Source organism: Rhodosalinus sp. K401 (assembly GCF_041365735.1).
Taxonomy (GTDB): domain Bacteria; phylum Pseudomonadota; class Alphaproteobacteria; order Rhodobacterales; family Rhodobacteraceae; genus Rhodosalinus.
The window spans coordinates 1-26,366 of the sequence record NZ_JBGFSI010000015.1; the positions used below are offsets into that span (position 1 = coordinate 1).

A 26,366-nucleotide genomic window follows, 5' to 3' on the forward strand; every position below is an offset into this window, starting at 1 on the left:
GGTGGCGGCCCTCGCGTCGCCATCGCCGCGGGCGGCCGCGCCCGGCGCCTCGGCGCGCGGCGCGTCGCCGCCGCAGCCTGCAAGGACCGCCAGCGCCACGAGCGCGGCCGCGCCCGCGGTGCGGCGGTCAGACCTCCTCGACATCCAAAACGCCGGAAAGCGACTTGATCGCGCCCTTGACCTGCGGCGTCACGGGATACTCGCCGGGAAGCTCCACGTCCACCTCGCCCGGAAGGCCGTCGGCGAGAAGGCAGAGGTAGACCTGGCCGCGCGCCGCGCGCCGCGCCTCGCGCGCGGCCTGCTCGAGCACGCTCGCCACCGCGCCCACCGCCGTCTCGGCCTCCACGAAGACCCTGAGCGACGAGGCGCCCGCGTCCGCCACCGCCGCGTCCACCGGCGTCACCCCGCGGGCCAGAAGTTTCAACTGGTCCGCCTCCATGCTCGCCTCGGCGCTGACCACCACCTTCGCGCCCGTCTCCAGGTGTTCGCGCGCGGCCTCCAACGCCTCGGAGAAGAGCGTCACCTCGTAGGCGCCCGTGGTGTCGGAAAGCTGGGCGAAGGCGAAGCGGTTGCCGCGCGCGGACTTGCGCTCCTGCCGGCCTGCCACGACGCCGGCGAGCTTCACCAGGCAGGGCCCGCGCTCGGCCTTCGCGGTCACCTCGTCCAGCGTCAGCACACCCTTTCGCCGCAGCGGCGCCATGTAATCGTCGAGCGGGTGGCCCGACAGGTAGAAGCCCACCGCCGCGAACTCCTCGTTCAGCCGCTCGGCGGGCAGCCAGTCGGGCACGCCCGCGAGCCGCGGCTCTGGCAGGTCCTCGCCCGCCTCGCCGAAAAGCGACACCTGGGCGGAGGATTTCTGCTCCTGCACCGCGGCGGAATAGGCGACGAGCGCGTCGAGGCTTTCGAGGACGCGCCGGCGGTTCGGGTCGAGCGCGTCGAAGCCGCCCGCGCGCGCCAGCATCTCGAGCGGGCGCTTGCCGATACGCTTGAGGTCCACGCGGCGTGCGAGATCGAAGATGCTGGTGAAGGGCGTCCCGTCCCGAGCCTCGGTGATGAGGCGCATCGCCTCCACGCCCACGTTCTTGAGCGCGCCCAGCGCATAGACCAGCCGGCCCTCGCGCACGGTGAAGGTGGCCTCGGAGCGGTTCACGCAGGGCGGATCCCAGGGCAGGCCGAGGCCCTTCTTCACCTCCTCGAAATAGACGCCGAGCTTGTCGGTGAGGTGGATGTCGCAGTTCATCACGCCGGCCATGAACTCGACCGGGTGGTTCGCCTTGAGCCAGGCCGTCTGGTAGCTGACCACCGCGTAGGCGGCGGCGTGGGACTTGTTGAAGCCGTAATTGGCGAACTTCTCGAGAAGGTTCCAGACCTCGAGCGCCTTGGCGTCGTCGACACCGTTCTTCTTCGCACCCTCGATGAACTTCGGGCGCTCGGCGTCCATCGCCTCCTTGATCTTCTTGCCCATGGCGCGGCGCAGAAGATCCGCGCCCCCGAGCGAGTAGCCCGCCATCTCCTGGGCGATCTGCATCACCTGCTCCTGGTAGACGATGATGCCCTGCGTCTCGTCGAGGATGTGGTCGATCAGCGGGTGGGTCGAGTCCCGCTCGCGCAGCCCGTTCTTGACCTCGCAGTATTTCGGGATGTTCTCCATCGGCCCCGGACGGTAGAGCGCCACGAGCGCCACGATGTCCTCGATACAGGTGGGTTTCATGCGCTTCAGGGCATCCATCATGCCCGAGCTTTCCACCTGGAACACCGCCACGGTCCGCGCCCTTGCGTAAAGCTCGTAGGTCTTCTCGTCGTCGAGCGGGATCTGCCCGATGTCGTTCTCCGCGCCCTCGAAGGGCTCGTAGATCGCGCTCCCGTCGGCCGCGACGTGCAGATCGCGCCCCGAGGCGCGGATGAGGTCGATGGCGTTCTGGATGACGGTAAGCGTCTTGAGGCCGAGGAAGTCGAACTTCACCAGCCCCGCCTGCTCCACCCATTTCATGTTGAACTGGGTGGCCGGCATTTCCGAACGCGGATCCTGGTAGAGCGGCACCAGCTCGTCGAGCGACCGGTCGCCGATCACCACCCCCGCCGCGTGGGTGGAGGCGTTCCGGAGCAGCCCCTCGAGCTGGCGGCCATAGGTCAGCAGCCGGTCCACCACCTCCTCGGCGCGGGCGGCCTCGTGCAGGCGCGGCTCCTCCTCCAGCGCCTTCTCGATGGAGACGGGCTTCACCCCCTCGATGGGGATGAGCTTCGACAGCTTGTCCACCTGCCCGTAGGGCATCTGCAGCACGCGGCCCACGTCCCGCACCGCGGCCTTCGACAGAAGCGCGCCGAAGGTGATGATCTGCGCCACCTTCTCGCGCCCGTATTTCTCCTGCACGTAGGCGATGACCTCCTCGCGCCGGTCCATGCAGAAGTCGATGTCGAAATCGGGCATGGAAACCCGCTCGGGGTTCAGGAATCGCTCGAAGAGAAGCGAATAGCGCAGCGGATCGAGGTCCGTGATGGTGAGCGCGTAGGCCACGAGCGAGCCCGCCCCCGACCCGCGTCCCGGCCCCACCGGGATATCCTCATCCTTGGCCCACTTGATGAAATCGGCCACGATCAGGAAATAGCCGGGAAAGCCCATGCTCTCGATGATACCGAGCTCGAATTCGAGGCGCTTCTCGTAGTCCTCCACGGGCGCGGCGTGGGGGATCACGGCAAGCCGCGCGGCAAGGCCTTCCTTCGCCTGGCGGCGCAGCTCCTCGACCTCGTCCGCGGCGAAGCGGGGCAGGATCGGGTCGCGTTTCTCGACCATGAAGGCGCAGCGGCGGGCGATCTCGACGGTGTTCTCGATCGCCTCGGGCAGGTCGGCGAAAAGCGCCGCCATTTCCTGCGGCGACTTGAAGTAGTGCTGCGGCGTGAGGCGGCGGCGCGGTTCGCGCTGGTCGACATAGGCGCCATCGGCGATGCAGATCAGCGCGTCATGGGCCTCGTAATGCTCCTCCTTCACGAAATGCACGTCGTTCGTGGCGACGAGCGGCAGCTCCATCCCGTAGGCCATCTCGACGAATCCGCGCTCGGTCAGCCGCTCGGCCTCGGGCAGCCCCTGCTCGCCCGGGTGGCGCTGGAGCTCGACGTAAAGGCGGTTCGGGAAGATGTCGCCCAGGCGGCGCATCAGCGCCTCCGCCTCGGCGCGCTTGCCCTGCGCCAGAAGCCGCCCCACCGCGCCCTCCGGCCCGCCGGAAAGGCAGATGAGCCCCGCGCCGTGGCGTGCAAGCTCGTCCAGCGTGACATGCGCCGCCTGCCCGTCCCCCCGCAGGTAGAGGCAGGAATTGAGCTTCATGAGGTTGCCGTAGCCCTCTTCGGACTGCGCGAGCAGCACCAGCGGCGCGGGCCTCGGCCGCTGTCCGCGCGCCACCAGCGGATCCGCCTCCGCGATGGCGAGATCGATCTGGCAGCCGTGGATCGGCTGGATCCCCGCACCCTGCGCGGAAACGGAAAATTCAAGCGCGCAGAAGAGGTTGTTGGTGTCCGTCACGGCCACCGCCGGCATCCCGGCGGCACGGCAGAGCTCCGGCAGCTTCTTGAGACGCACGGCGCCTTCGAGAAGCGAGTATTCGGTGTGAAGGCGCAGGTGCACGAAGAGCGGCTCGGTCATGGCGAGAGACTCGCCGAAAGCGGCGGCGCGCGCAAGCGCCCGCCGCCGCGCGCCGCCCGTTTCGCGCGCACCGGCGTGGCCGGGGACCGCGCGCAGGCGGCAGCGCGATTGCGGAGCGTGGCGGGATCGGGCTAAAGCGGACGGTGACCGGCGCGGCGGAGACGAGAGATTTGACCAGGGCGGGCCAGAGCGTTCTGAGCCTCGAGGGGCTCACCAAGATCTATCCCGGCGTGCGCGCCTGCGACGACGTCTCGCTCGAGATCGCGGCGGGCGAGGTGCACGCGCTCCTGGGCGAGAACGGCGCCGGCAAGACGACGCTGGTGAAGATGATCTACGGGCTCGTGCAGCCCGACGCGGGGCGCATGACGCTGCGCGGCGCCCCCTACGCCCCGCCGGAACCCCGCGCGGCCCGCGCGGCGGGCGTGGCCATGGTGTTCCAGCATTTCTCGCTCTTCGACGCGCTCGCGGTGGCCGAGAACATCGCGCTCGGGATGGAGACCTCGCCGCCGCCCCGCGCGCTGGCGCAGCGGATCGCCGAGGTCTCGCAGCTCTACGGTCTGCCGCTCGACCCGGCGCGGACCGTGGGCACGCTCTCGGCGGGCGAGCGGCAGCGCGTGGAGATCGTGCGCTGCCTGCTGCAGGAGCCCCGGCTTCTGATCATGGATGAACCGACATCGGTGCTGACGCCGCAGGAAACGGAGATCCTGTTCGAGACGTTGCGCAAGCTGGCCGCGGAGGGGACGTCGATCCTCTACATCTCGCACAAGCTCGAGGAGATCCGCGCGCTCTGCGACCGCGCGACGATCCTGCGTCGCGGGCGGGTGGTGGCCCGCCCCGACCCGCGGCAGAGCACGGCACGCGAGATGGCCGAGGCGATGGTGGGCGGCGCCTTCGATGCCACGGCCCGCGCGCGCCGCGACACGGGCGAGGTCGCGCTGGAGGCACGCGGTCTTTCGCTTCCGGCGCCGGGAGATTTCGGCACCGCGCTTCGCGACGTGAGTTTCGCCCTCCGGCAGGGCGAGGTGCTGGGGATCGGCGGCGTGGCCGGCAATGGGCAGGAAGAGCTTCTTGCCGCGCTCTCGGGCGAACGGCGCGCGCCGCGGGGCGCGGTTTTCCTGCAGGGCCGCGACGTGGGCGCGCTCGGGCCCGCCCAGCGCCGGGCCCTCGGCCTTGCCAGCGCGCCGGAGGAACGTCTCGGCCACGCCGCCGTGCCCGAGATGAGCCTGACCCGCAACGCGCTTCTGACCGCGGCCGCGACACGCGGGCTGGCGCCGCGCGGGATGATCGACTGGGGCGCCGCGCGGCGCTTCGCCGAGGAGGTGATCGCCCGCTTCGACGTGCGCACGCCGGGGCCCGAGGTCGCGGCGCGGGCGCTTTCGGGCGGCAACCTGCAGAAATTCGTGATCGGGCGGGAGTTGCTGCAGACGCCGGTCGCGCTTGTCGTGAACCAGCCGACCTGGGGCGTCGACGCGGCCGCGGCCGCGACGATCCGGCAGGCGCTCATGGACATGGCCGCCCGGGGCGCGGCCGTTATCGTGATCAGCCAGGATCTCGACGAGCTGATGGAGATCTCCGACCGGTTCGGCGCGCTCAACGCCGGACGGTTGAGCGCGGTGCACCCCGTGGGCGAACTCGACCGGGAACGCATCGGCCTGATGATGGGCGGCGCCCACGACATGGAGGTGGCGCATGTGGCGCAGTGAACCGCGGACGCGCCAGGTGACCGGCTCATGATCGCGCTAGAAAAACGCCCGCAGCCCTCGCGCGGCTGGACCGCGGGCGCGCCCGTCATCGCGGTCGCGCTGACCATGCTCGCCGGCGGGGCGCTCTTCGCGGCGCTTGGCGCGGATCCGCTGGAGGCGATCCGCGTCATCTTCTGGGATCCGCTCTTCCATCCGCAATTCGCCGCCTATTCGCGGCCGCAACTTCTGGTGAAGGCCGGGCCGCTCATCCTGATCGCCATCGGGCTTGCCATCGGCTTCCGCGCGGGGGTGTGGAACATCGGCGCCGAGGGGCAATACATCATCGGCGCGATCTGCGGGGCGGGCGCGGCGCTGGCCTTCTACCCGTCCGCCTCGCCCCTCATCTTCCCGCTTGCCGTTCTGGCCGGCGCGGCGGGCGGCTTCGCCTGGGGGATGATCCCCGCCCTGCTTCGCGTGCGCTTCGGCACCAACGAGATCCTCGTGTCGCTCATGCTGGTCTACGTGGCCGAGGCGGTGCTGGCCTCGGCCTCCTCGGGCCTTCTCAAGAACCCCGAGGGCATGGGCTTTCCGGGCTCGCGCAACCTCGCGCAGTGGGAGGCGACCGCCAATCCCGAACTCGTCGCCGGGACCGGCATGCATTGGGGCGTCGTCGCGGCCTTCGCCGCCGTGATCGCGGCGCAGGTGCTGATGGCGCGCCATATCCTCGGCTTCCAGATCCAGCTCATGGGCGCGGCGCCGCGCGCGGCGCGGTTTTCGGGCGTGAACGCGGCGCGCATCACCCTCGTCAGCCTCGGGCTTGCCGGCGCGCTGGCCGGCATGGCGGGGCTCTTCGAGGTCACGGGACCCGCCGGGCAGATCACCATCGACTTCGGCTCGGGCTACGGCTTCACCGCGATCATCGTGGCCTTCCTCGGCCGGCTCAACCCGATCGGCATCCTCGCCGCGGGGCTACTGATGGCGCTCACCTACATCGGCGGCGAACTCGCGCAGCTGATGCTCGGGCTGCCCGCCGCCGCGATCCAGCTCTTCCAGGGAATGCTGCTTTTCTTCCTGCTGGCCGCGGACGTGTTCGCCAACTACCGGATCCGGATCGGCCGGCGGGAGGTGGGGTGATGGATCTCGGCGCGATCCAGCCGGCGGTGTTCACCGCGGCGATCATCGTCTCCGCGACGCCGATCCTGCTCGCCGCGATCGGGGAACTCGTGGCCGAGCGGTCGGGCGTGCTGAACCTCGGGGTGGAGGGGATGATGATCACCGGCGCGGTGATGGGCTTCGCCGTGGCGGTCACGAGCGGCAACCCCGCGCTCGGCTTCCTGGCCGCGGCCGCGGCGGGCGCGGGCCTGAGCCTCGCCTTCGGCGTGCTGACGCAGTTCTTCCTCGCCAATCACGTGGCCACCGGCCTCGCGTTGACGCTCGCGGGGCTCGGGCTGTCGGCGCTCATCGGCAAGCCGTTCGAGGGGATGAAGGCGCCGCCCACGCCGCGGCTGGATCTCGGGCCGCTCTCCGAGATCCCGTATCTCGGCCGCGCGCTCTTCGCGCACGATCCGATCGTCTATCTGAGCCTCGCGATCGTCGCCGCGGTCTGGGTCTTCCTGCGCCTCACCCGCGGAGGGCTCGTCCTGCGCGCCGTGGGAGAAAGCGCCGAGGCCGCCCACGCGCTCGGCTACAAGGTCGTGCGGGTGCGGCTTCTCGCGATCCTTTTCGGGGGCGCCTGCGCCGGGCTCGGGGGTGCTTATCTTTCGCTCGTCCGCGTGCCGCAATGGACCGAGGGCATGACGGCCGGCGCCGGGTGGATCGCGCTCGCCATCGTGGTCTTCGCGTCCTGGCGGGCCGGGCGCATCCTGATCGGCGCCTATCTTTTCGGCGGGGTCAGCGTGCTGCAACTGAACCTGCAGGCCGCCGGGGCGGACGTGCCCGTCGCGCTCTTGTCGGCTTCGCCCTATCTGGTAACGATCCTCGTGCTCGTGCTCATCTCGGCGCGCGGGACGCATGGCGCCCCGGCGGCGCTGGGCCGCATCTTCCACGCCTCGAACTGAGGCGTTCGACAAAAGCAACAGGGAGACATCTCATGAACCGCAGAACCCTTCTTTCCGCAGCGGCGGCCATCGCGCTCGCGCTTCCCGTGTCCGCGCAGGACGACCCCCTCAAGGTGGGATTCGTCTATGTCGGCCCCATCGGCGACGGCGGCTGGACCTACACCCACAACGAGGGGCGACTGGCGGTGGAGGAGCATTTCGGCGACCGCGTCGAGACCGTCTACCAGGAAAGCGTGCCCGAGGGTGCGGATTCCGAGCGCGTGATGAGCCAGATGGCTCTCTCCGGCGCGGACCTCATCTTCACCACATCCTTCGGCTACATGGACCCGACGCTCAACGTCGCCGAGCGCTTTCCGGACGTGAAGTTCGAGCATGCCACCGGCTACAAGCGGGCCGACAACGTCTCCACCTACTCGGCCCGGTTCTACGAGGGCCGCGCGGTTCTGGGCCACATCGCGGGCAGGATGACCGAGTCGGACGTGGTGGGCTACATCGCCTCCTACCCGATCCCCGAGGTCATCCGCGGCATCAACTCGGCCTTCATCCACGCGCGGAAGGCCAACCCGGACGTGCAGTTCCGCGTCGTCTGGGCCTACACATGGTTCGACCCTGCCAAGGAGGCCGACGCCGCGCAGGCGCTGATCGAGCAGGGCGCCGACGTGATCCTGCAGCACACCGATTCGACCGCCCCGCTGGCCGCGGCGGAAAGCGCGGGCGGCGTGATCGGCTTCGGGCAGGCCTCGGACATGGCCGAGTACAAGCCCACGCCCCGCGTGTCGTCGATCATCGACAACTGGGGCCCCTACTACATCGACCGCGTGCAGGCCGTGCTGGACGGCACGTGGGAGAGCACCGACACCTGGCACGGGATCGGCGAGGAGATGGTCGTGATCGGCGAGATCACCGACGCCGTCCCGGAAGAGGTGCGCGCGGAGGCGCTGGCGCTGCGCGACGAGATCGCGTCGGGCGCATATCATGCCTTCACCGGCCCGCTGAACCGGCAGGACGGCACCGCCTGGCTTGCCGAGGGCGAGGTGGCCGACGATGGCACGCTGCTGGGCATGGACTTCTACGTCGAGGGGTTGACCGGCGACATCCCGAACTGATCGCCCTTCCATGGCCAGGGGGCGCCCGGTCGCGGGCGCCCCTCGCGCTTGCCCGCGACCTCCGGCCAGATCGTCCCGCCACAGCCGCAACGGACCGCCGCGATGCCCCGCCGATCCAACCTTCCCGATGCCGCCTCCGTCGCCGCCCCGCAAGACGGCGAGAAACTCTGCGCACCCGCCGCTGAACGCAACGCGGGCCCGATCGCGGACCTCGTGGCCGAGTTCGCGCCCGCCTCGGGCCGCGCGCTCGAGCTTGCGTCGGGGACCGGGCAGCACGCCGTGGCGCTGGCGCGACGCCTGCCCGCGCTCGACTGGCAGCCGAGCGACATCGACCCGGCCCGGCTGGCCTCGATCCGCGCTTGGGCGGCAGAGGCCGCGCTGCCCAATCTGCGCGCCCCGGTCACCCTCGACGCGACCGCGCCGGGCTGGGCGGACGCGCACGGGCCGCGCGACCTCGTCGTCGTCATCAATCTGTTCCACCTCGTCTCGTCGCCGGAGTGCGAAACGCTGGTCCACGAAGCCGCGCGCGCCCTGTCACCGGGGGGCACGCTCATCGTCTACGGGCCGTTCATGCGCGCGGGCGAGCTGACGTCGGAGGGGGACCGCGCCTTTCACGCGCGGCTCGCCGCCGCCGACCCCGAGATCGGCTACAAGGACGATTTCGACACGCTCGACATGATGATCGCGGCCGGCCTCACGCCCCGCGCGGCGATCGAGATGCCCGCCAACAATCTCGGCCTCGTCGCCGGGCGCGACTCCTGATCAGGATCAAGGCGGCGACTTCGGCGGCGTGGTCTGGACCGGGCGAACCCCAGGAAAGAAGGACCCCGCCCATGGACTGGACCGCCAAGCTCGACCGGACCCGCGAGCACCTGCGCAGCCTCAACAAGGCCATCCCCGAAACGGCGCGCGCCTTCGGCGCGCTGGGCAAATCCGTGAAGGAAAGCGGGGCCGTAGATTTCAAGACCAAGGAGTTCGTGGCGCTCGGCATCGCGGTGGCGACGAAATGCGAGGACTGCATCCTCTTTCACATCGAGGCGCTGGTGAAGGAAGGCGCGACCCGCGACGAGATCGCGGAGGTCCTCGGCATGTGCGTGCAGATGGGCGGCGGGCCCTCGATGATGTACGCGGCCAAGGCGCTCGACGTCTACGACGCGCTCGCCGAGGGCTGAAAGCACCGGCGCACCGGGCGGCATGCGCGGCATGAAAGGGCGGCGGACGGCGCGTCCCCGGTGAGCGCCGCCCCACCGCCATGATCGCCCGCTACTCCGCCTGGAGCGATGCGATATGCTCCACCAGCGCGAGGATGCGGGCCTGCACGAAGGCTTCGCGGTCCGCGAGACCCGCGAATTCGCCCAGCGCCCGGTCGGCGCGATACTTGTAGCGCGTGCCCCAGGCGGGCATGTCGGTCGTGCCGTGGGCGCCCACCTCCACCGAGTTCGAGATCACGTCGAAGACGTGCCGCACCGGGAACACCCCGCCATTGGCCGTCTGCAACGCCGTCAGATCCGGCATGCCCGTGTTGAGGTATCCCGCGAGCACGCCATCCCCCTTGCCGCCCGCGCCATGACAGACCGCGCAGCTTTCCATGTATTCCCGTTCGCCCAGCGTCATGTCTTGCGCCGCCGCGCCCGATACGAAGGCTGCGGCGGCGAAGCCTGCGGCCAGAACCTGCTTCAGTTTCATCACGTCGATTCCTTCGAAAGCGGCAACCCCGGCCACCCGCGAAAGCTAGTCGCGCCGCTGCGCCCCGATCATTGACCGTTGTCAACGACGGGCTGGCGCTGTCGCGACGAAGGCACGCCGCCCGGTATCGGGTGCGCGCGCCTTCGTCGGGGTCTCAGCCGTCCACGCGGATGCGGGCGTTCTCGGGATCGAAGGGGCTGTCGGGCTGAACCTCCGCGTCCCAGAGCCGGTCCAGCATCCGGACCTTGAGCTTCGTGCCGGGCGCGGCGTGTTCAGGCTTGACGTAGCCCATGCCGATCGACTTGCCGAAGGCCACGGAATAGCCGCCCGAGGTCAGCCGGCCGACGCGCTCCTCGCCCGCGTAAAGCGCCTCGCGCCCCCAGGGATCGGCATCCTCGGGACCGTCGACGAGAACGGTCACGCATTTCGAGCGAATGCCGGTGGCCTCCATCGCCGCCTTGCCGCGGAACTCCTTGGACAGGTCCACGAAGCGCGGCAGGTCGGCCTCGAGCGGGGTCGCGTCGCGGCCCAGCTCATGGCCGAAGGCGCGGTAGCTCTTCTCCTGGCGAAGCCAGTTCTGCGCCCGCGCGCCGACAAGCTTCAGCCCGTGCGGCTCGCCCGCCTTTTCCAGCAGATCGAAAAGATAGTTCTGCATCTCCACGGGGTGGTGCAATTCCCAGCCCAGCTCGCCGGTGTAGGCCACGCGGATCGCCCGCACCGGGCACATGCCGAGCTCGATCTCGCGCATGGAAAGCCAGGGGAAGCGCTTGTTGCCCAGCACGGTCGCGGGGTCGGCGTCCTTCACTACCTCGCGCAGCAGATCGCGCGACTTGGGCCCCGCGACGGCGAAGACGCCCCATTGCGTGGTGACGTCGTGGATGTCGATCCAGCCGAACTCCTCGCGCTTGTCCAGGGCGGACTTGCGCAGGTAATCCCCGTCATAGGCGGTCCACGCCCCGGCGGAGACGAGGTAGTACTCGTCCTCGGCCAGCCGCACGATGGTGTATTCCGTGTGCGTCGTGCCCGCCTCGGTCAGCGCGTAGGTCAGGTTGATGCGTCCCACCTTCGGAAGCCGGTTGCAGGTGAACCAGTCGAGGAAGGCCGTCGCGCCCGGCCCGCGCACGAGGTGCTTGGTGAAGGCCGTCGCGTCGATCAGGCCGACACCCTCGCGGATCGCCTTCGCCTCCTCGACGGCATGGGGCCACCAGCCGCCGCGGCGGAAGCTGCGGGCGTCGTGATCGAAATCCTCGGGCGCATCCAGCGGGCCGAAATAGTTCGGGCGCTCCCATCCGTTCACGTGGCCGAACTGCGCGCCGCGGGCCTTCTGACGGTCGTAGGCGGGCGCGGTGCGCAGCGGGCGGCAGGCCGCCCGCTCCTCGTCGGGGTGGTGCAGGATGTAGACGTGCTCGTAGGCCTCCTCGTTCTTGCGGGCGGCGTATTCCGTCGTCATCCAGTCGCCATAGCGGCGCGGGTCGAGCGAGGCCATGTCGATCTCGGCCTCGCCATGCACCATCACGTCCGCGAGATACTTGCCGGTGCCGCCGGCGGCGGTGATGCCGAAGCTGAACCCCTCGGCCAGCCACATGTTGCGCAGGCCCGGCGCGGGGCCCACAAGCGGATTGCCGTCGGGCGTGTAGCAGATCGGGCCGTTGTAGTCGTCCTTGAGGCCCACCGTCTCGGAGGACGGGATGCGGTGGATCATGGACATGTATTCCTCCTCGATACGCTCGAGATCGAGGGGGAACAGATCGGCGCGGAAACTGTCGGGCACGCCGTATTCGAAGCACGCGGGGGCATTGCGCTCGTAGGGTCCGAGGATCCAGCCGCCGCGCTCCTCGCGGACATACCACTTCGCGTCGGCATCGCGCAGCACGGGGTGCTCGGGGTTGCCGGCCTTGCGCCACTCCACGAGCGCCGGGTCGGGCTCGGTCACGATGTACTGGTGCTCCACCGGGATGGCCGGCATCTTGATGCCGAGAAGGCGCGCGGTGCGCTGGGCGTGGTTGCCCGTCGCGGTGACGACATGCTCGGCCTTCACCACCACCTGCTCTTCGGAGGGCACGAGGTTGCCGCCCTTCTCGATCATCTTCGTGCAGGTGACGTCCCAGTGATCGCCGCGCCACGCGTAGCCGTCGACCTGCCACTTGCGCTCCACGGTGACGCCGCGCTGGCGCGCGCCCTTGGCCATCGCCTGGGTCACGTCGGCCGGATTGATGTAGCCGTCCTCGGGGTGGTAGATCGCGCCCTTCAGGTCCTCGGTGTTGACCAGCGGCCAGCGCTCCTTGATCTGGGCCGGTGTCATCCACTCGTAATGGATGCCCGCCGTCTCGGCGGTCGTGGCATAGAGCATGTACTCGTCCATGCGCGCGTCGGTCTGGGCCATGCGCAGGTTGCCCACGACATAGAATCCGGCGTTGAGGCCGGTCTCCTCCTCCAGCGTCTTGTAGAACTTCACGCTGTAGTCGTGGATGTGGCTCACGGCGTAGGACATGTTGAAGAGCGGCAGCAGCCCCGCGGCGTGCCAGGTCGAGCCCGAGGTCAGCTCGTCCCGCTCCAGCAGCATCACGTCGGACCACCCCGCACGGGCGAGGTGATAGGCGATCGAGGCGCCGATCGCGCCGCCACCGACGACAAGCGCCTTCACATCCGTCTTCATGCCGTCACTCCTTCTGAAACTTGTCGCTTCCTAGCGCCGCAAGGACGGCGGACAGCGCGCACGCGCGACGCCCGGGAGGGAAAAAGCGACGTGTCCCGATCTTGGAAAGCATGGCGGTTTCTCCATATCTGCAGCGAGACACGCATGGAGACGCAGATGGCACTCGTCCGCACCGCAATGCTTCTGGCCGCGATGACCGCGCTTTTCGGTCTCGCGGGGCTCGCGCTTGGCGGAGAGGCGGGGATGGTGATCGCCCTCGTCATCGCCGCGGGCATGAACCTCTACGCCTGGTGGGGCTCCGACAAGGCCGTGCTGCGGGCCCACAACGCGCGGCTGGTGACGAAGGCGTCCGCGCCGGATCTCGTCGGCATGGTGGAGGACCTCGCCGGGAGGGCGGGGATGCCGATGCCCGCCGTCTACCTCGTCGATGACGATCAGCCCAACGCCTTCGCCACGGGCCGCAACCCCGAAAACGCGGCGGTGGCGGCCACCACCGGCCTGCTGCGCGCGCTCTCGCGCGAAGAGGTGGCCGGCGTGATGGCGCACGAACTCGCCCATATCCGCAACCGCGACACCCTCATCATGACAGTGACGGCGACGCTCGCCGGCGCGATCACCATGCTGGCCAATTTCGCCTTCTTCTTCCGCGGCGGCCGCGACAACGGGATGGGGATCCTCGGCGTGCTGGCCACGATGATCCTGGCGCCGCTCGCCGCGGGGCTCGTTCAGATGGCGATCAGCCGCACACGGGAATACGAGGCCGACCGCATTGGCGCCGAGATCGCGGGCCAGCCTCTCTGGCTCGCCTCGGCGCTGGCGAAGATCTCGGGCCTGGCCGCGCGCATCGACATGAACTCGGCCGAGCGCAACCCGGGCAGCGCGCACATGTTCATCGTGAACCCGTTGCACGCCCACAGACACGACAACCTCTTCGCGACGCACCCGGCGACCGAGAATCGCATCGCCGCGTTGAAGGCCATGGCAGCGGGCTTGGGCAGCGCGGGCCCCGCCAGACCCGCCCGCAGCGGTCCCTGGAGCTGATCAGCCTTTCGCCGGGACAGCGCCGACCCAGCGGTCGCGCCCAAGACCGCCCGAGGCACAAGGTCGGGATTCTGCATTCCCACTCCCTCGGATCGGGGTATTTTGGGCAGATGGGATCGCATATGTGATATTTCCGGGCTCTGGGCAAATTCGCGCCGACCCCGCGCGCGCTGGCCCTTTCTTGCAGGAGCGCGGGGGCCTATAACGGCGCGTGGTCCGCGCCCCTCGGGGACGCGGACCGTCTGCAATAGATCGAGCGGGGTCCCCGGCTGCAAATGTTCGGACTGTCAAACCTGACCGGCATGTTCTCTCAGGACATGGCCATCGACCTCGGCACCGCGAACACGCTGGTCTACGTCAAGGGACGCGGGATCATCCTCTCGGAGCCGTCGGTGGTGGCCTACCACGTCAAGGACGGGGTCAAGAAGGTGCTCGCCGTGGGCGAGGACGCCAAGCTGATGCTCGGCCGCACGCCGGGCTCGATCGAGGCGATCCGCCCGATGCGCGAAGGCGTGATCGCCGATTTCGACGTGGCCGAGGAGATGATCAAGCACTTCATCAGGAAGGTGCACAAGCGCTCCACCTTCTCCAAGCCCAAGATCATCGTCTGCGTGCCCCACGGCGCCACCCCGGTGGAAAAGCGCGCGATCCGGCAGTCGGTGCTGTCGGCCGGCGCCCGCAAGGCGGGGCTGATCGCCGAGCCGATCGCGGCGGCGATCGGCGCGGGCATGCCGATCACCGACCCCACTGGCAGCATGGTGGTCGACATCGGCGGCGGCACCACGGAGGTCGCGGTGCTGTCGCTGGGCGACATCGTCTACGCCCGGTCGATCCGCGTCGGCGGCGACCGCATGGACGAGGCGATCGTGAACTACCTGCGGCGCCAGCAGAACATCCTCGTGGGCGAGTCCACCGCCGAGCGCATCAAGACCTCCATCGGCACGGCGCGGATGCCCGACGACGGGCGCGGCGCATCGATGCAGATCCGCGGGCGCGACCTTCTGAACGGCGTTCCGAAGGAGACCGAGATCAGCCAGGCGCAGGTGGCCGAGGCGCTCGCCGAGCCGGTGCAGCAGATCTGCGAGGCGGTGATGACGGCGCTCGAGGCAACGCCGCCCGACCTTGCGGCCGACATCGTGGACCGGGGCGTGATGCTGACCGGCGGCGGCGCGCTTCTGGGCGATCTCGACCTCGCGCTGCGCGAGCAGACGGGGCTCGCCGTCTCCATCGCCGACGAAAGCCTGAACTGCGTGGCGCTCGGCACGGGCAAGGCGCTCGAGTACGAAAAGCAGCTTCGCCACGCGATCGACTACGACAGCTAGGCCGCGGCCCATCGTGATTTTGCAGGCGCGGCGCGGGGCGCTAGACTGAGCAGGGGCAGCCCGCACCGCACGGAGGCGAAAGCGTCTTGGCAAGGGAAAAGGGCAACGGCGAGGACTTCGCGAACCCGCTGAGGCGTCTGCTTCTCGGGATCATCCTGTTTTCGCTGCTCGGCATCTTCCTCGTCTGGCGCATCGACAGCCCGAGGGTCGAGCGCTTCCGCGCCGACGTGGTGGACAGCGTGATGCCCTCCTTCGACTGGGCGATGGCGCCGGTCACCGCCACGGTGAACCTCTTCCGCGACTTCCAGAGCTACCAGCGCATCCATTCCCAGAACCGCGAGCTGCGGCGGGAGCTTCAGCAGATGAAGGCCTGGAAGGAGGCGGCGCTCCAGCTCGAGCAGGAGAACGCGCGGCTGCGCGACCTGAACAACGTCCGCATCGATCCCCGCCTCACCCATGTCACCGGCGTGGTGCTGGCCGATTCCGGCTCGCCGTTCCGGCAGTCGGTCCTGCTGAACGTCGGCGCGCGGGACGGCATCATGGACGGGTGGGCCACGATGGACGGTCTCGGTCTTGTCGGCCGCGTCTCGGGCGTGGGCGAGCGCACCAGCCGTGTGATCCTGCTGACCGACAGTTCCTCGCGCATCCCGGCGGTGATCCAGCCCTCGGGCCAGCGCGCGCTGGTGGCGGGCGACAACTCCGCCGCGCCGCTTCTCGATTTCATCGAGAACGAGGCGGCGGTGCGTCCGGGCGACCGGATCGTGTCTTCCGGGGATGCCGACGTGTTCCCTCCGGGGCTGCTGATCGGCCAGGTCGCGGAGGATCCGCAAGGGCGGCTGCGGGTCCGTCTGGCCGCGGACTACCAGCGGCTGGAGTTCCTGCGCGTGCTGCGCAACCACAACGCACGGACGATCAGCGGCACCGGCGCGCTGATCGTGCCGGAGGCCAGGCCCGCGCCCGAGCCCGTGGCCGGCGCCGAGAGGCCTGAGGCGCGCGCAGCCGACCCGGCGGCGGAGGCCGGCGGCGATGGCTGACACGCGCGGCTTCGGTCTCTGGATGCGCCGCGCCAGCTACCTGGCGCTCGGCCTGCTGATCCTGTTCTTCCAGCTCCTGCCCCTCGACACGGGGACACCGCGCTGGGCGCCGCCGGATCTTCTCGTCGCGCTCACCTTCGCCTGGGCGGTGCGGCGGCCCGATTTCGTGCCGGCCCTGTCGGTGGCGGCAATGATGCTTCTCGCGGATCTTCTGTTGCAGCGCCCGCCCGGCCTTCTCGCCGCGCTCGTCGTGCTCGGGGCCGAGTGGCTGAAGCGCCGCGCGCCGGAGCTGCGCGACGATTCGTTCCTGACCGAATGGCTGAGCGTCGCCTCCGTGATCGTGGTGGTTTCGCTGGGCTACCGCGTCGTGCTGAACCTGCTGGCGGTCGCGCAGCCCCCGCTCGGCCTCCACCTGATGCAGTTGCTGATGACCATGGCGGTCTACCCCGTGGTGGTCGGCATCTGCTATCTGTTCTTCGGGCTGCAGAAGCCGGCGGCATCCGACCTGGACACGCGGGGGATCGGCGCATGAGACGCTCGCAGAAAGACACCGACCTCAGCGTGCGCCGCATCACCCGGCGTGGCCTCGTCGTGGCCGGCCTGCAGGCCGGGTTCATCGGCGCGCTGGCGCTGCGGATGCGCTACATGCAGGTCGATCAAGCCGATGAGTTCCGGCTTCTGGCCGAGGAAAACCGGATCAACATAAGGCTGATCCCGCCCCGCAGGGGCCGGATCTACGACCGCGAGGGCCGCCCGCTGGCCGTGAACGAGCCGTCCTACCGCATCACGATCGTGCGCGAGGACGCGGGCGACGTCGAGGCGGTGCTCGCCCGGCTCGCCCGGATCGTGCGGCTCGAGGACGAGGCGCTGGAGCGCGCGATGGCCGAAATGGCCCGCTCCGCCCCCTTCCTGCCCGTGACGGTGGCCGACCGCGTCTCGTGGGAAGAGATCAGCCGCGTGGCGGTGAACGCCCCGGCGCTGCCCGGCGTCACGCCCGAGGTCGGCCTGTCACGGCTCTACCCCTCGGTCGAGGATTTCGCCCATGTCGTTGGCTATGTCGGCCCGGTGAGCGACCGCGACCTCGCCCGCTATGCCGACCCCGAGCCGGTGCTGCGCATCCCCCGGTTCCAGATCGGCAAGGTGGGCGTCGAGGCGCGCCTCGAACAGGCGCTGCGCGGCCGCGCGGGCACGCGCCGCGTCGAGGTGAACGCCGCCGGGCGCGTGATGCGCGAACTCGACCGCCGGGACGGCGAGCCGGGCGCCGACGTCCAGCTGACCCTCGACAGCGCGTTGCAGGGCTACGTGCGCGCGCGTCTCGGCAAAGAAAGCGCGAGCGTCGTGGTGATGGACGTGACGAACGGCGATCTTCTGTCCATCGCCTCGGCGCCCTCCTACGATCCCAACAAGTTCGTGCGCGGCATCTCGGTGGCCGACTATGCCGCGCTGCGCGACAACGAGCGCCGGCCGCTCGCCTCGAAGACGGTGCAGGACGCCTACCCGCCCGGGTCCACCTTCAAGATGGTCACGGCGCTCGCCGCGCTGGAGGCCGGGGTCATGTCGGCCGAGGAAACCGTCTGGTGCCCCGGCCACATGGAAGTGGGCGGGCGGCGCTTTCACTGCTGGAAGCGCGTGGGCCACGGGCACATGAACCTGGAAGAGGCGCTGAAGGAAAGCTGCGACGTCTACTTCTACGACCTCGCGCTCAAGGTGGGCATCGACAATATCTCGGCGATGGCGCGCAAGCTGGGCCTGGGCACGGCCTACGACATTCCGATGTCCGCCGTTGCCGAGGGGCTGGTGCCCGACCGCGACTGGAAGGCGCGCACGCGGGGTGCGCAATGGCGCATCGGCGACACGGTCAACGCCTCGATCGGGCAGGGCTACGTGCTGTCCTCGCCGCTTCAGCTTGCCGTGATGACCGCGCGGCTCGCCACCGGCCGCGAGATCGAACCCCGGCTGCTGAAATCGGTGAACGGGGTCGACGAGGCGGCGCGGACGGGCGCATCGCTCGGCCTCAACGAGAACCACCTGCGCCGGATCCGGGCCGCGATGTTCGCGGCCACGAACAACCGGCGGGGCACCGCCTTCGGATCGCGGATCGTCGCGGAGGCGATGCGGATGGCCGGAAAGACGGGCACGAGCCAGGTGCGCAACATCACCGCCGCGGAGCGGCGCGCCGGCGTCACCCGGAACGAGGACCTGCCCTGGAAGCGGCGCGATCACGCGCTTTTCGTGAACTTCGCGCCCTTCGAGGCGCCCCGCATCGCCGTCGCCGTCGTCGTCGAGCATGGCGGCGGCGGCTCGACCGCGGCGGCGCCGATCGCGCGGGACGTGACGCTGCAGGCCCTGCATGGCGGCGACCCGCCGCTCGAGGCCTATCCGGCCGCCGACCGCTCCCGGATCCGCGCCCAGCAGGAGCGGCTCGCCCGCGAACGCGAGGACCGCGACAGCGAGGGGCAGAACCGCGCATGAGTTACCTCGAATATACGGTCAAGACGACGCCCTCGGGGCCGCGCAAGCTGCTCTATCTCAACTGGCCGCTCGCCGTGGTGCTGGTGGCGGTGGCCCTGATCGGGGCGGTGATGCTCTATTCCGTCGCCGGCGGCTCCCTGTCGCCCTGGGCCGAACCGCAGATGAAACGCTTCGCGGCCGGACTGGTGCTGATGATCGCCGTGGCCATGGTGCCGATCTGGTTCTGGCGCAACATGTCGGTGCTGGCCTATGCCATCTCGGTCCTGCTGCTGGTGGCGGTGGAACTCGTCGGCGTGACCGGCATGGGCGCGCAGCGGTGGATCGACCTCGGCTTCATGCGGCTGCAGCCTTCGGAGCTCATGAAGATCACGCTCGTCCTGATGCTCGCGGCCTATTACGACTGGCTTCCGGTCAACAAGGTGTCGCACCCGGTCTGGGTGATCGTGCCCGTGCTCTTCGTGCTGCTGCCGACCGCCCTGGTGCTGGCCCAGCCGGATCTCGGCACCGCGATCCTGCTGCTTTCGGGCGGCGGGTTGGTGATGTTCATCGCCGGGGTTCACTGGGCCTATTTCGCCGGGGTCCTCGCCGCGGGCGGCGGGCTCGTGACGGCCGTCCTGCGAAGCCGGGGAACGGACTGGCAGCTTCTCAAGGACTACCAGTTCCGGCGCATCGACACGTTTCTCGACCCGGCCTCGGACCCGCTGGGCGCGGGTTACCACATCACCCAGTCGAAGATCGCGCTCGGCTCGGGCGGATGGGGCGGGCGCGGCTTCATGCAGGGCACGCAGACGCGCCTCAACTTCCTGCCGGAAAAGCACACCGACTTCATCTTCACCACCCTCGCGGAAGAGTTCGGCTTCCTCGGCGGCATCTCGCTTCTGGCGCTCTACGCGCTGATTCTCGTCTTCTGCATCGTGTCGGCGCTGCAGACGCGCGACCGGTTCGCCTCCCTCATGATCTTCGGCGTCGCGATCACCTTCTTTCTCTACTTCGCGGTCAACATGTCCATGGTGATGGGCCTCGCGCCGGTCGTCGGCGTGCCGCTGCCGCTGGTCAGCTACGGCGGCTCGGCGATGCTGGTCTTGATGCTGGGCTTCGGGCTGGTACAGAGCGCGCACATCCACCGGCCCCGGTGACGGGGACCACAGGGAGCGCCGCATGCCGACCACCGTCCTCTTTTCCGCCAGATCCGAGCGCTGGGACCAGTACGCGCCGCACCTGACCGCCGCGCTCGACGCGACGGGTCTCGATTACAGGCTGGTGACCGAGGCGGCGGCGGAAGAGGTCGACTACATCATATACGCGCCCAACTCCGGGCTCGACGACTTCACCCCCTACACCCGCTGCAAGGCGGTGCTGAACCTCTGGGCCGGGGTCGAGGACGTGGTGCAGAACCCCACTCTCACCCAGCCGCTCGCCCGGATGGTGGACGACGAGGGCCTGACCCAGGGCATGGTCGAATGGGTGGCGGGGCATGTGCTGCGCCATCACCTCGGCACGGACCGTCATGTCATGGGCCAGGACGGGGTGTGGCGCACGGGCGCCCCGCCGCTGGCCACCGAACGCACCGTCACCGTCCTGGGGCTCGGCGCGCTGGGCAAGGCCTGCGGTCAGGCGCTGGCCCGGCTGGGCTTCCCGGTCACGGGATGGAGCCGCTCGCCCAAGCAGGTGGACGGGGTCGAGGCGCTGCACGGCGAGGAGGGGCTACGCGACGCGCTCGCCCGGGCGCGGATCCTGGTGCTGCTCCTGCCGCTCACGGCGGCCACCGAGAACCTGCTCGACGCGCGCCGCATCGCGCGGCTTCCCGAGGGCGCGGTCGTGATCAACCCGGGGCGCGGCGCGCTCGTCGACGACGACGCGCTGATCGCGGCGCTCGACCGCCGCCACCTCGCCCATGCGACGCTCGACGTCTTCCGGACCGANGACGACGACGCGCTGATCGCGGCGCTCGACCGCCGCCACCTCGCCCATGCGACGCTCGACGTCTTCCGGACCGAGCCGCTGCCGCCCGAGCACCCGTTCTGGGGCCATCCCAACGTCACGGTGACGCCGCACATTGCGTCCGAGACGCGGCCCGCCTCGGCCGCCCGGGTCATCGCGGAGAACATCCGCCGCGGCGAGGCGGGCGAGCCGCTGCTGCACCTCGTGGACCGCGCCCTGGGGTACTGAGCCGCTAGCGCAGTCGCGGCGGCGCGTCGGGATCGGAGCCGGGCGGGCGCGGCGCCGGGCGCTCGGCGGGCGCGGGCTCCGGCAGGTCGAACCTCAGCGCGCAGTCGGCGAGCCGCGCCGCGAGCGGATCGGCGTCGTCGAGGAACGCCACGTCGAGCCAACCCGCCTCGATGCCCGAAAAGGCCAGCGCCTCGGCGACCGAGCGGGCGAGCGCGGGCTCGGCCCCGGGGCGCGCGCCGAGGAAGGCGAGCATGTGCCCGCTCCCGCCGCCCGCATACTCGGCCCGCGCGAGATAGGCGGCGCGGGCGAGGCCGGCCGCCGCCGCGAGCCGCGCGTCGAGCGCCTCCAGAAGACCCTCGGGCAGGCCGCCCGGCGGGTAGATCGCCTCGGGCCGCGCCTCGATCTCCGCCGGCGCCGCGGCGGCGGTCTCGGCCAGCCAGTCGATCGCCGCCGCCGGCAGCAGGATCGAGGACGGCGCGACCTCGAGGTTGAGGCCCAGCCCGATGCCGCGCCCCGCAAGCATCCCCGCAAGCGCCCGCCCCGGCAGCGCCGCGTAGGGCGCGGCCGCCCCGGCGAAGGCCGCGAGGCGCTCTTCGCGGTCGAAGACGAGGGCAACCGGGCCCTCCTCCAGCTCGAAAAGCGCGGGGCGGATATCGTCGCCCTCGGGCTCGCCATCGAGCATCAGCACGAGTTCCGCCGCCGCCAGCCGGTCGTAGAAGCGCAGGCGCGCGGCGGCGTCCTCCGGCGCGGCGTCCATCGCCGCGTGGGCATGGTCGAGCGGCGTTTCCAAACGGCTCATGCCAGGGCCTCGGCCACGCGGCGGCGAAGCTCGGGCACGAGTTCGTCCTCGAACCACGGGTTGCGATTGAGCCATGCCGTGTTGCGCCATGAGGGGTGCGGCAGCGGGATCGCGCCCGGCAGGTGGCGCCGCCAGTCGGCGACCGTCTCGGTCACGCCGGCGCGGGTGCCCAGATGCCAGCGCTGCGCGTGCCCGCCCACCAGCAGCACGAGCCGCAGCCCGGGCAGCGCGCCCAGCGCCTCCTCCCGCCAGGTGCGCGCGCAGAGGGGCGGCGGCGGCAGGTCCGCGCCCTTCGCGTCGTAACCCGGAAAGCAGAAGGCCATGGGCAGGATCGCGACCCGGTCGGCGTCGTAGAACGTGGCCGCGTCGAGCCCCGTCCAGGCGCGCAGGCGGTCCCCCGACGGGTCGGTGAAGGGCCGGCCCGAGCGGTGCACGCGCTGGCCCGGCGCCTGCCCGGCGATCAGCAGCCGCGCCGAGGGCCGCGCCTGCAGCACCGGGCGCGGAGCGTGCGCCGTGGCGGTCGCGGCGAAACGGTCTTCGCAGAGGCGGCAGGAGCGAATACGATCGAGTGTTGCGTCCATGGCGACCGACATAGGGCCGCGGGCCCGCGAGCGCAAAGCCGCCCGCCCGGCAGATCGCCCATACGGCAGCATTGTGCGGCCGGCTTGCCGCGCCCGCCATGGGGCCGACATACTGGAGCCAACATCGACGATTAATTCCCTCGCAGCGAAATCGCGCGTAAAGAGTAACCGGCACCGCATCGAAGGACGCCATGATCGAGTTCGACACCGTGAGCAAGTCCTTCTGGACGGGAACGCAGCGCAAGGTGATCCTTGACCGCGTGTCCTTCCGGGTGGAAATCGGCCGCTCGCTCGGCATCCTCGCGCCCAACGGCACGGGCAAGACCACGCTGATCAACATGATGGCCGGACTCGAGAAACCCGACGAGGGCGAGATCCGCCGCAACGCCTCGGTGTCCTTTCCGCTCGGCTTCATGGGCGGCGTCGTCTCGCGACACTCGGCGCGGGAGAACGCGCGCTACATCGCGCAGCTCTATGGCCTCGACCCGGACTACGTGGAGGCGTTCTGCCGCTGGCTCTGCGCGCTCGAGGAATACTTCGACCAGCCGGTCGGCACCTACTCGTCGGGGATGCGGGCGCGCTTTTCCTTCGCGCTCATGCTCGCGCTCGATTTCGACATATACCTCATCGACGAGGGCATGCCGTCCTCGACCGATGTGGAGTTCAACCGCAAGGCCGGGGAGATCCTGCGCGAGCGGCTGCGCACGACCACGCTCGTCATCGTGTCGCACCAGCCCGACATCCTCGAACGTTTCGCCGCCTCCGCGGCGGTGCTGAGCAACGGCCAGCTCTACATGTTCGACACACTCGAAGAAGCAAAGCAGCTCTATGACTACGAAGCCCAAGGCTAGGAAGTTCCGCGTCCGCAGGATGCCGCCCGGCGCACCGGCGCGGACGGCGGCGGCCCCGGGCAGGGAGGCGGACGCGCCGGGCCCCACCCCCGAAGCCCGGACCCCTGGCGCGGGTGACACGGCCGGTCCGTCGGACGGTCCCGCCGCCGAGATCGACGCGATCCGCCGCGAGGGCCTGACCGGGCGGCAGCTTCGCATGGCGCGCCGCGTCGCGCAGAAACACGGCCTCTCGGTCGCGTCGGACTTCGACGCGGTGCGCAAGCTGCGCGCCCGCGGGGTCGACCCGTTCCAGCGCGCCAACATGCTCGCCCTCGTGGTGCCGGGGCAGGACGCGACAGGGGGCACGGAGAGCGGCGACAGCCCGGCGCCGCGCATCCAGCTGCCGCAGACGACCACGGGCCCGGGAGAGGCCGGGCTGCCCTCGACCGGGCTCAACCCGGCGGAGCTTCGGGCGCAGGAGATCACGCGCGTGCAGCGCGACATCGCGCGGCGGCGGCGGCGCAAGGCGCTTTTGCTGCTGACGCGGCTCGCGTTCTTCGTGCTCCTGCCCACGCTGCTTGCCGGGTGGTATTTCTACGCGATCGCCACGCCGATGTACGCCACGAAGTCCGAGTTCCTGATCCTGAAGGCCGATGGCGGGTCCGAGGCCGGGATGGGCGGGCTTCTGTCGGGCACGCAGTTCGCCACGAACCAGGACGCGATCGCCGTGCAGTCCTTCCTGCAATCGAAGGACGCGATGCTGCGGCTCGACGCCGACGAGGGGTTCAAGGCACATTTCTCGCAGCCCTGGATCGACCCGATCCAGCGGATGCCCGACGACGCCTCCACCGAGGAGGCCTACAAGGTCTACCAGCGCAGCGTGGAGATCGGCTTCGACCCGACCGAGGGCATCATCCGGATGGAGGTGTCCGCCGCCGACCCGGAGGTTGCCGCGCGGTTTTCGACGGCGCTGATCGGCTATGCGGAAGAGCGGGTGGACAGCCTGTCGCAGCGCAAGCGCGAAAACCAGGTGGCCGACGCCCGGCGCAGCCTGGAGGAGGCGGACGCGGCCCGGCGCGCGGCCCAGGAACGCCTCGTGGCGCTCCAGCAGGAGGGGGCGGTGCTGGACCCCGAAGGCCGGATCGCCGCGCTTCGGGGACAGATCAACAACATCGAGGTGCAGCTTCAGGAAAAGCAGCTCGAGCGTGCCGCCCTTCTGGACAACGCCCGGCCGAACGCCGCCAAGCTCGACGGGGTCGAGGGCGACATCCGCCGGCTGGAAAGCCTGCTGGCGCAAGTCAACGCGCAGATGACCGAAGCCAGCCAGGGGCAGGACTCGCTCGCCGCGCTCGCCGCGCGCATCCAGCTCGCCCAGGCCGACGTGGCGACCCGCGACCTGATGATGCAATCCGCGCTCGAGCAGCTCGAGCAAAGCCGCCGCGACGCCAACGCGCAGGTGCGCTACCTCACCACCTCGGTGAGGCCCGTCGCGCCCGAGGATCCGGCCTACCCCCGCGCCTTCGAGAACACCGTCTTGGCGTTCCTCATCTTTTCCGGCATCTACCTGATGATATCGCTGACCGCCTCGATCCTGCGCGAGCAACTCTCTTCCTGAGGTGCCGCGCCATGAAAGCGGGCCGCCCGACCGGCCCGGAATTCCCCGCAGCCCGGAGACCAGAATGACCCGCCCCTCCGCCCAGAGCCGACCGAACACCTGGGAGTTCCTTTGCGAGCCGATGATCGCGCCCACCGGCTTTCGCGAATACGACGCGCGCTGGCGCTATCCCGAAGAGATCAACCTGCCCGGCATGACCGCGCTGGGCCTGGGGCTCGGCACGCAGATGCACCGGCGCGGGCTGGAGCCGGTGATCGCGGTGGGCAACGACTACCGCGACTACTCGCTCGCCATCAAGCAGGCGCTGATCCTCGGGCTGGTGCAGGCGGGCATCGACGTGCGCGACATCGGCACGGCGCTCTCGCCCATGGCCTATTTCGCGCAGTTCCACCTCGACGTGCCGGCGGTGGCCATGGTCACGGCGAGCCACAACCCGAACGGCTGGACCGGCGTGAAGATGGGCTTCGAGCGCCCGCTCACCCACGGCCCGGACGAGATGGCGGAACTCAAGCGCATCGTCATGGAGGGCGAAGGCGCCCCGCGGCCGGGCGGGCGCTGGCAGGCGGTCGAAGGGGTGCGCGAGGCTTATCTCGACGATCTCGCCGGCGATTTCCGCTTGTCGCGCAAGCTGCGCGTGGTGTGCGCGACGGGGAACGGGACGGCCGGCGCCTTCGCGCCCGCGCTGCTGGAGCGGATCGGGGTGGAGGTGATCCCGCTGCACACGGAACTCGACTACGGCTTTCCCAACTACAACCCGAACCCGGAAGCGATGGAGATGCTGCACGACATGGCCCGCGTCGTGCGCGAGACCGGCGCGGACCTCGCGCTGGGCTTCGACGGCGACGGCGACCGCTGCGGCGTGGTCGACGACGCGGGCGAGGAGATCTTCGCCGACAAGGTGGGGGTGATCATGGCCCGCGACCTCGGCAAGCTCTATCCCGGGTCCACCTTCGTGGCCGACGTGAAGTCCACGGGCCTCTTCGCCGCCGACCCGGAGCTTCAGGCGCTCGGCGTGAAGGCCGATTACTGGAAGACCGGGCACAGCCACATGAAGCGCCGCGTGAAGGAGATCGGCGCGCTCGCGGGCTTCGAGAAATCGGGGCACTACTTCCTCGCGGAGCCGGTGGGGCGCGGCTACGACGACGGAATGCGCGTGGCGGTGGAGATCTGCAAGATCCTCGACCGCAACCCGGGAAGCGCCATGTCCGACCTGCGCCGCGCGCTCCCCCGCACCTGGTCCACGCCCACCATGTCGCCCCATTGCGCGGACGGGGAGAAATACGAGGTCCTCGCCCGCATCGTCGGAAAGCTGGAAGCACGCGCCGCGGCGGGCGAGCCGATAGCCGGCCGGCCCGTCGACCGCATCGTCACCGTGAACGGCGCGCGGGTGATCCTCGACAACGGCGCCTGGGGCCTGGTGCGGGCGAGCTCCAACACGCCCAACCTCGTCGTGGTGTGCGAAAGCCCCGAAAGCGAGGAGGAAATGCGCGCGATCTTCCACGACATCGACGCGGTGATCCGCAGCGAACCCGCCGTGGGCGACTACGACCAGACGATCTGAGCGCGACTGCCCGCAGCGCCGGGGACGGGGCCCGTATCGCGCGCGGGCGCGCGGGAGGGGGCGTTGCGAGGGGGCGCTGCCCCCTCGGCGCGTTCCGCGCCTCACCCCCGGAGTATTTCCA

21 protein-coding genes are annotated in these 26,366 nt (G+C 70.1%); 16 read left to right on the forward strand and 5 right to left on the reverse strand.

What is annotated here, in order from left to right; genetic code table 11:
* Positions 1-127: 127 nt before the first annotated feature.
* The gene (dnaE, locus tag AB6A66_RS14360; protein ID WP_371056434.1) at positions 128-3,634 is read right to left on the reverse strand and encodes a DNA polymerase III subunit alpha; all 3,507 of its coding nucleotides are present in this window, start codon (positions 3,632-3,634) and stop codon (positions 128-130) included.
* A gap of 170 nt (positions 3,635-3,804) precedes the next feature.
* Between dnaE and AB6A66_RS14365 the strand changes: the two genes are divergently transcribed.
* The 6 genes from AB6A66_RS14365 to AB6A66_RS14390 all read left to right on the forward strand — a co-directional run bounded on the left by AB6A66_RS14365 (position 3,805) and on the right by AB6A66_RS14390 (position 9,651).
* Positions 3,805-5,337, forward strand: coding sequence for an ABC transporter ATP-binding protein (locus AB6A66_RS14365; RefSeq protein ID WP_371056435.1), 1,533 nt, complete (start codon positions 3,805-3,807; stop codon positions 5,335-5,337).
* Between the two features lie 27 nt (positions 5,338-5,364).
* Entirely contained in the window at positions 5,365-6,450 is a 1,086-nt protein-coding gene (locus AB6A66_RS14370; protein WP_371056436.1) for an ABC transporter permease, read from the forward strand.
* The gene (locus AB6A66_RS14375; RefSeq protein ID WP_371056437.1) at positions 6,450-7,373 is read left to right on the forward strand and encodes an ABC transporter permease; all 924 of its coding nucleotides are present in this window, start codon (positions 6,450-6,452) and stop codon (positions 7,371-7,373) included. Before AB6A66_RS14370 ends, AB6A66_RS14375 begins: the two co-directional genes overlap by 1 nt.
* Before the next feature lie 32 nt (positions 7,374-7,405).
* Positions 7,406-8,479 carry a BMP family ABC transporter substrate-binding protein gene (locus tag AB6A66_RS14380; RefSeq protein ID WP_371056438.1) on the forward strand — a complete coding sequence of 358 codons (1,074 nt, stop codon included), beginning with the start codon at positions 7,406-7,408 and terminating at the stop codon, positions 8,477-8,479.
* 102 nt (positions 8,480-8,581) lie between these two features.
* Complete coding sequence (locus AB6A66_RS14385; RefSeq protein ID WP_371056439.1) at positions 8,582-9,241, forward strand: DUF938 domain-containing protein; 660 nt, start codon at positions 8,582-8,584, stop codon at positions 9,239-9,241.
* A gap of 71 nt (positions 9,242-9,312) precedes the next feature.
* Positions 9,313-9,651, forward strand: a complete 339-nt coding sequence (locus AB6A66_RS14390; RefSeq protein WP_371037553.1) for a carboxymuconolactone decarboxylase family protein — start codon at positions 9,313-9,315, stop codon at positions 9,649-9,651.
* Positions 9,652-9,742: 91 nt separating this feature from the next.
* Here AB6A66_RS14390 and AB6A66_RS14395 read toward each other — a convergent pair whose 3' ends face one another.
* Positions 9,743-10,165, reverse strand: a complete 423-nt coding sequence (locus AB6A66_RS14395) for a cytochrome c (protein WP_371037554.1) — start codon at positions 10,163-10,165, stop codon at positions 9,743-9,745.
* Positions 10,166-10,319: 154 nt separating this feature from the next.
* The gene (locus AB6A66_RS14400; protein ID WP_371056440.1) at positions 10,320-12,821 is read right to left on the reverse strand and encodes an FAD-dependent oxidoreductase; all 2,502 of its coding nucleotides are present in this window, start codon (positions 12,819-12,821) and stop codon (positions 10,320-10,322) included.
* A 156-nt stretch (positions 12,822-12,977) separates the two neighbouring features.
* Between AB6A66_RS14400 and htpX the strand changes: the two genes are divergently transcribed.
* The 7 genes from htpX to AB6A66_RS14435 all read left to right on the forward strand — a co-directional run bounded on the left by htpX (position 12,978) and on the right by AB6A66_RS14435 (position 20,859).
* Entirely contained in the window at positions 12,978-13,862 is an 885-nt protein-coding gene (gene htpX, locus AB6A66_RS14405) for a zinc metalloprotease HtpX (protein ID WP_371056441.1), read from the forward strand.
* Positions 13,863-14,137: 275 nt separating this feature from the next.
* Positions 14,138-15,184, forward strand: a complete 1,047-nt coding sequence (locus AB6A66_RS14410) for a rod shape-determining protein (RefSeq protein ID WP_371037557.1) — start codon at positions 14,138-14,140, stop codon at positions 15,182-15,184.
* An 86-nt stretch (positions 15,185-15,270) separates the two neighbouring features.
* Positions 15,271-16,218: a rod shape-determining protein MreC gene (mreC, locus tag AB6A66_RS14415; RefSeq protein ID WP_371037558.1), complete on the forward strand. Its 948-nt coding sequence runs from the start codon at positions 15,271-15,273 to the stop codon at positions 16,216-16,218.
* Positions 16,211-16,750, forward strand: coding sequence for a rod shape-determining protein MreD (locus AB6A66_RS14420; RefSeq protein ID WP_371037559.1), 540 nt, complete (start codon positions 16,211-16,213; stop codon positions 16,748-16,750). Before mreC ends, AB6A66_RS14420 begins: the two co-directional genes overlap by 8 nt.
* Entirely contained in the window at positions 16,747-18,690 is a 1,944-nt protein-coding gene (gene mrdA / locus AB6A66_RS14425) for a penicillin-binding protein 2 (RefSeq protein WP_371056442.1), read from the forward strand. Before AB6A66_RS14420 ends, mrdA begins: the two co-directional genes overlap by 4 nt.
* The gene (gene rodA, locus AB6A66_RS14430; RefSeq protein WP_371056443.1) at positions 18,687-19,826 is read left to right on the forward strand and encodes a rod shape-determining protein RodA; all 1,140 of its coding nucleotides are present in this window, start codon (positions 18,687-18,689) and stop codon (positions 19,824-19,826) included. Before mrdA ends, rodA begins: the two co-directional genes overlap by 4 nt.
* Before the next feature lie 22 nt (positions 19,827-19,848).
* Positions 19,849-20,859, forward strand: coding sequence for a 2-hydroxyacid dehydrogenase (locus AB6A66_RS14435; RefSeq protein ID WP_371056444.1), 1,011 nt, complete (start codon positions 19,849-19,851; stop codon positions 20,857-20,859).
* A 4-nt stretch (positions 20,860-20,863) separates the two neighbouring features.
* Here AB6A66_RS14435 and AB6A66_RS14440 read toward each other — a convergent pair whose 3' ends face one another.
* Both AB6A66_RS14440 and AB6A66_RS14445 read right to left on the reverse strand, forming a co-directional pair.
* The gene (locus tag AB6A66_RS14440) at positions 20,864-21,658 is read right to left on the reverse strand and encodes an SseB family protein (protein WP_371056445.1); all 795 of its coding nucleotides are present in this window, start codon (positions 21,656-21,658) and stop codon (positions 20,864-20,866) included.
* Positions 21,655-22,239, reverse strand: coding sequence for a uracil-DNA glycosylase family protein (locus tag AB6A66_RS14445; RefSeq protein WP_371056446.1), 585 nt, complete (start codon positions 22,237-22,239; stop codon positions 21,655-21,657). The genes AB6A66_RS14440 and AB6A66_RS14445 overlap by 4 nt, the downstream gene beginning before the upstream one ends.
* A 191-nt stretch (positions 22,240-22,430) precedes the next feature.
* Here AB6A66_RS14445 and AB6A66_RS14450 point away from each other — a divergent pair, with 191 nt between their 5' ends.
* The 3 genes from AB6A66_RS14450 (at position 22,431) to AB6A66_RS14460 (ending at position 26,245) form a co-directional block, all read left to right on the forward strand.
* Positions 22,431-23,090, forward strand: a complete 660-nt coding sequence (locus tag AB6A66_RS14450) for an ABC transporter ATP-binding protein (protein WP_371037565.1) — start codon at positions 22,431-22,433, stop codon at positions 23,088-23,090.
* Positions 23,068-24,684 (forward strand): capsule biosynthesis protein, encoded by a 1,617-nt coding sequence (locus AB6A66_RS14455; RefSeq protein WP_371056447.1) that lies wholly within the window; start codon positions 23,068-23,070, stop codon positions 24,682-24,684. Before AB6A66_RS14450 ends, AB6A66_RS14455 begins: the two co-directional genes overlap by 23 nt.
* 64 nt (positions 24,685-24,748) lie before the next feature.
* Positions 24,749-26,245, forward strand: a complete 1,497-nt coding sequence (locus tag AB6A66_RS14460; RefSeq protein ID WP_371056448.1) for a phosphomannomutase/phosphoglucomutase — start codon at positions 24,749-24,751, stop codon at positions 26,243-26,245.
* Positions 26,246-26,366: the final 121 nt, after the last annotated feature.

Coding starts and splice junctions, on each gene's coding strand:
- dnaE (WP_371056434.1), bottom strand. CDS start 3,634: ATGACCGAGCCGCTCTTCGTGCACCTGCGCCTTCACACCGAATACTCG.
- AB6A66_RS14370 (WP_371056436.1), top strand. CDS start 5,365: ATGATCGCGCTAGAAAAACGCCCGCAGCCCTCGCGCGGCTGGACCGCG.
- AB6A66_RS14375 (WP_371056437.1), top strand. CDS start 6,450: ATGGATCTCGGCGCGATCCAGCCGGCGGTGTTCACCGCGGCGATCATC.
- AB6A66_RS14380 (WP_371056438.1), top strand. CDS start 7,406: ATGAACCGCAGAACCCTTCTTTCCGCAGCGGCGGCCATCGCGCTCGCG.
- AB6A66_RS14385 (WP_371056439.1), top strand. CDS start 8,582: ATGCCCCGCCGATCCAACCTTCCCGATGCCGCCTCCGTCGCCGCCCCG.
- AB6A66_RS14390 (WP_371037553.1), top strand. CDS start 9,313: ATGGACTGGACCGCCAAGCTCGACCGGACCCGCGAGCACCTGCGCAGC.
- AB6A66_RS14395 (WP_371037554.1), bottom strand. CDS start 10,165: ATGAAACTGAAGCAGGTTCTGGCCGCAGGCTTCGCCGCCGCAGCCTTC.
- AB6A66_RS14400 (WP_371056440.1), bottom strand. CDS start 12,821: ATGAAGACGGATGTGAAGGCGCTTGTCGTCGGTGGCGGCGCGATCGGC.
- htpX (WP_371056441.1), top strand. CDS start 12,978: ATGGCACTCGTCCGCACCGCAATGCTTCTGGCCGCGATGACCGCGCTT.
- AB6A66_RS14410 (WP_371037557.1), top strand. CDS start 14,138: ATGTTCGGACTGTCAAACCTGACCGGCATGTTCTCTCAGGACATGGCC.
- AB6A66_RS14420 (WP_371037559.1), top strand. CDS start 16,211: ATGGCTGACACGCGCGGCTTCGGTCTCTGGATGCGCCGCGCCAGCTAC.
- mrdA (WP_371056442.1), top strand. CDS start 16,747: ATGAGACGCTCGCAGAAAGACACCGACCTCAGCGTGCGCCGCATCACC.
- rodA (WP_371056443.1), top strand. CDS start 18,687: ATGAGTTACCTCGAATATACGGTCAAGACGACGCCCTCGGGGCCGCGC.
- AB6A66_RS14440 (WP_371056445.1), bottom strand. CDS start 21,658: ATGAGCCGTTTGGAAACGCCGCTCGACCATGCCCACGCGGCGATGGAC.
- AB6A66_RS14445 (WP_371056446.1), bottom strand. CDS start 22,239: ATGGACGCAACACTCGATCGTATTCGCTCCTGCCGCCTCTGCGAAGAC.
- AB6A66_RS14450 (WP_371037565.1), top strand. CDS start 22,431: ATGATCGAGTTCGACACCGTGAGCAAGTCCTTCTGGACGGGAACGCAG.
- AB6A66_RS14455 (WP_371056447.1), top strand. CDS start 23,068: ATGACTACGAAGCCCAAGGCTAGGAAGTTCCGCGTCCGCAGGATGCCG.
- AB6A66_RS14460 (WP_371056448.1), top strand. CDS start 24,749: ATGACCCGCCCCTCCGCCCAGAGCCGACCGAACACCTGGGAGTTCCTT.